Here is a 2,950-nt window from a genome sequence, read left to right on the forward strand (position 1 = left end):
ATCGACGTGCTGGTCAACAACGCAGGCCTGGGCGGTCAGACTCCGGTCGTCGACATGACCGACGAAGAGTGGGACCGCGTCCTGAACGTCACGCTGACCTCGGTCATGCGGGCCACCCGGGCGGCGCTGCGGTACTTCCGCGACGCCGACCACGGCGGGGTCATCGTCAACAATGCGAGCGTCCTCGGGTGGCGGGCGCAGCACTCGCAGTCCCACTACGCCGCGGCGAAGGCCGGCGTGATGGCGCTGACCCGTTGCAGCGCAATCGAAGCCGTCGAGTACGGCGTGCGGATCAACGCCGTCTCCCCGAGCATCGCCCGACACAAGTTCTTGGAGAAGACCAGCAGCTCGGAACTGCTCGACCAGTTGTCTTCCGACGAGGCCTTCGGGCGGGCCGCCGAGCCGTGGGAGGTGGCGGCCACCATGGCATTCTTGGCCAGCGACTACTCCAGCTATCTGACCGGAGAAGTGATTTCAGTGTCGAGTCAGCGCGCCTGACGGCACGTTTCTCCACGATTTCTTCACATTCACTGCCCGAAAGCGCCACAGCAGGCACCTACAGTCAGGTGTGTGAAGCGAATCCTGGTGGTCGACGACGAGCCGACCATTCTGGCCGCCGTGGCCACCAGGCTGCGCGCCGAGGCATTCTCGGTGGAGACGGCGGTCGACGGCCCCTCGGCGGTCGAGAAGGCCGCAGCGACGGACCCCGACCTGGTGGTACTCGACGTGATGCTGCCCGGCTTCGACGGCCTGGAAGTGTGCCGGCGCATCCAGGCGGCGCGGTCGATGCCCGTACTCATGTTGACCGCCCGCAGCGACGAGACGGACATGTTGATCGGACTGGGCATCGGTGCCGACGACTACCTGACCAAACCGTTCAGCATGCGGGAACTCGTCGCACGCGTCCGAGTGTTGTTGCGGCGGGTGGAACGTGCCGCCGACGCGCAGCCGCTCGCGGTCGGAGACTATCGAATCGACCTGCAGGCGCGCCGCGTTCAGCGCGGTGACGAGGAAATCCACCTCACCAGAATCGAATTCGATCTGCTCGTCTTTCTCGCTGGCCGCCCGCGAGCCGCCGTGCCGCGCGAGACCCTGCTCGAGCAGGTGTGGGGATGGGCGTCGGGCGTGGAGACCAGGACCGTGGACAGCCATGTCAAGGCGCTGCGGCGCAAGTTGGGAACCGAGCTGATTCGCACGGTGCACGGCGTCGGGTACTCGCTGGAGACGCCGCGGTGAACGGGTTCTCCGCGTGGTGGGACAGGCTGCCACGACCGCTGGATCCGTTCGCGTCCTTCAAGGTCAAGATGGGTCTGCTCATCGTCAGCGTGATCGCGTTGATCGCGTTCACGTTCTGGGTCGGGGCACGTTGGCCATTGCGCTACACGCTGCTCGCCGCGACGATCGGTTCGCTGGTCGTCACGGTCTTCCTCACCCACGGCATGACGTCCCCACTGCGGCAGATGACCGCGGCCGCTCGCGCCATGGCCCGCGGTGACTACAGCCGTCGGGTGCGTGCGACGTCCCGCGACGAGATCGGCCAGCTGGCAACGGCCTTCAATCAAATGGCGGCCGATCTCGGTGCCGAGGACGAGTACCGGCGCGGCCTGATCGCCAACGTCTCCCACGAACTGCGCACGCCGATCACCGCCTTGCACGCGGTGCTCGAGAACGTCGTCGATGGCGTCGCCGCCCCGGACACCGAGACGATGCGAGTGGCGCTGGCGCAGACCGAGCGACTTGGCGAACTCGTCGCCAACCTCCTGGACCTGTCCCGCCTCGAAAGCGGGGTGATGTCGCTGCAATTCAGTAACTTCCGGGCCGATGAGTTCCTGCGCGACGCCGTGGCGCATGTCGCGGCCTCGACCGACGGCATCGACGTCGTGGTGACCGCCTCCCCGCCCGACCTGATCGCGGTCGCCGACCCGGCGCGCCTTCGTCAGGTCGTGGTCAATCTGGTGGACAACGCGATCCGGCACAGCCCGGCTGGTGGCCGGGTATCCGTGCTGGCGTGCCGGGCCGAGCCTGCGGGACTGCGACTGGAGGTCTGCGACGAGGGCCCTGGAATTCCGCCAGCCGAACGCGAGCGGGTCTTCCAACGCTTCACCCGCGGAGCCACGTCGGCGGGCGGTACGGGTCTCGGGTTGGCGATCGCCCGTTGGGCCGTCGAATTACATGGCGGTGCAATAGAAGTCATGGACGCCCGCACGGGCTGCCGCATCGGGGTCTCGATCCCGCAGACCAAGGAGCAGCTCACGTGACGACGATGAATCAGGGGTGGTACGCGACGCAGCAGCCCCCGCCACCGCCCACCCTGCCGCCGATGTTGGGGCCGCTACCGCCCCGGCACGGCGAGCCAGGCTGGACGATCTGGCCGCATCGGATCTGGCCGCTCGATCCGCTGGCCCGAGCGCCGCGCAAGGTCATCGTCGCCGCGCTGGTGGTCGGCGTGCTCGGCACCGCGCTGTGGCGGCCAACGGTGCTGAGCATCGGCTACGTCGTCGCGGGGGTGATGGTCTTCGCCGTCGTCTACGGCACCGGCGAACGTCGTCCCACCCGTGCGGAATGGCTCGGCATCGGGCTCACCCTGGCGCTGCTCGTCGTGCCGGGGTTGCTTGCGGCACAGTGGCTCGGGGTGCTCTGCATCATCGCGGCATGGTTGGTCGGCTGGTGCACGCTGATCGGCGGCCGCACCTGGACCGCGGTCGTCTGCGCACCGTTCCTGCCGTGGTTGCTTCCCGCTCGGGTGTCACTGTGGGCGAAACGGACTGCGCCGGAGCTGGTTCCACATGGAATGTCCCCGCCGAAACTGGGCAGGGCCGCCGCCGTCCTGGCGATCACGGTCGCGCTAGTGGCGGTGTTCGGCGGACTGTTCGCCGCGGCCGACCCTGCCTTCGCGCACGTGATCGGCAACGTCGTGCCCTCGTTCGATGCGGGGGACGTGGTCGCCCGG

At 68.1% G+C, this 2,950-nt stretch carries 3 protein-coding genes and 1 pseudogene; all 4 read left to right on the forward strand.

Translation table 11 applies throughout. From position 1 onward, the window contains the following. Positions 1 to 498 (forward strand): annotated as a pseudogene (gene ipdF, locus QOD90_RS02230) ((5R,7aS)-5-hydroxy-7a-methyl-1-oxo-2,3,5,6,7,7a-hexahydro-1H-indene-carboxyl-CoA reductase); the annotation flags it as partial. A 72-nt stretch (positions 499 to 570) separates the two neighbouring features. Then, entirely contained in the window at positions 571 to 1,236 is a 666-nt protein-coding gene (locus tag QOD90_RS02235; protein WP_526346243.1) for a response regulator transcription factor, read from the forward strand. 68 nt (positions 1,237 to 1,304) lie between these two features. Next, a complete protein-coding gene (locus tag QOD90_RS02240; RefSeq protein ID WP_526346245.1) occupies positions 1,305 to 2,258 on the forward strand; it encodes a HAMP domain-containing sensor histidine kinase in 954 nt (317 codons plus the stop codon). A gap of 5 nt (positions 2,259 to 2,263) precedes the next feature. Further along, the coding region (locus QOD90_RS02245) for a DUF4153 domain-containing protein (RefSeq protein ID WP_526346247.1) at positions 2,264 to 2,950 on the forward strand (687 nt) is incomplete at its 3' end.

The organism is Mycobacterium sp. (assembly GCF_032161845.1).
In the GTDB taxonomy this organism is placed as follows: domain Bacteria; phylum Actinomycetota; class Actinomycetes; order Mycobacteriales; family Mycobacteriaceae; genus Mycobacterium.